This is a genomic window from Oleiphilus sp. HI0043 (assembly GCF_001634935.1).
Genome location: NZ_LWEY01001448.1, coordinates 1 through 877 on the forward strand (window position 1 = coordinate 1; position 877 = coordinate 877).

The following is an 877-nucleotide window of genomic DNA, read 5'->3' on the forward strand; positions in this document are numbered from 1 at the left end:
ATTTTGTTAATATGCGCCGTCTTAAAAATTGGCAGTCACTCTGTCTTTTGTCTAAAAATTTGTTTTCAAGGCAAGTTTGAAGGTGTAAAGATAGATGGGAAGCCCCCTTTCGTGCGGTGCCTTAACGGCTCTTCTGGTTTTTTATAAGCTAAAAGAAGAGTGATAAGTGTAAGGTGGCGGCATAATTGAATTAGAGGTGTGCAATGAAAGAAGCTATTCATCCTGATTACCAGGAAATCGAAGCAAAATGTGGTTGTGGTAACGTTATTAAAACACGTTCTACGCTATGTAAAGATATTACTCTGGACGTATGTTCAGCATGTCACCCATTCTATACTGGTAAGCAGAAAGTAATGGATACAGGTGGTCGTATTGATAAGTTCAAGAAGCGTTTCGGCAGCCGTATCGGCGGCTAAGCTTTGTTTGGCGAGTTGCCAAAGAACTAAGATATTCCGAAAAAGAGCGCTTGTCGCTCTTTTTTCGTCTGGTTATTTGATGATTTCGGTCAAATGACAATAAAAAAGTTACGGCGTATTATCATTTGATAATTGTCCCTAGGGAATAAGTGATGTCATAATGTGCGCCGCGGACAGGCTTTAGGGCTTTAATGTCCCTGAAAGAACCTAAACGGAAAAACCAAAACGGTAGAATATAATGTCAGATTTCAAACAAGATGCTCTAGATTACCATGAGTTCCCGAAGCCAGGGAAAATCAGCGTAGAACTTTCTACTCCTGCTCAAACCTCTCGCGACCTTTCTTTGGCTTATAGCCCAGGTGTTGCAGAGCCAGTTAAGGAAATTGCTGCTGACCCGGAAAATGCATATAAGTACACTGCTAAAGGTAACTTGGTAGCGGTTATTACTGATGGTACTGCGA

1 protein-coding gene and 1 pseudogene are annotated in these 877 nt (G+C 41.2%); both read left to right on the forward strand.

Features of this window, described 5'->3' with window-relative positions; genetic code table 11:
* Positions 1 to 203: 203 nt before the first annotated feature.
* Positions 204 to 416 carry a 50S ribosomal protein L31 gene (gene rpmE, locus A3729_RS20415; RefSeq protein WP_068509060.1) on the forward strand — a complete coding sequence of 71 codons (213 nt, stop codon included), beginning with the start codon at positions 204 to 206 and terminating at the stop codon, positions 414 to 416.
* 238 nt (positions 417 to 654) lie between these two features.
* Positions 655 to 877 (forward strand): annotated as a pseudogene (locus A3729_RS20420) (malate dehydrogenase); the annotation flags it as partial.

Coding starts and splice junctions, on each gene's coding strand:
- rpmE (WP_068509060.1), top strand. CDS start 204: ATGAAAGAAGCTATTCATCCTGATTACCAGGAAATCGAAGCAAAATGT.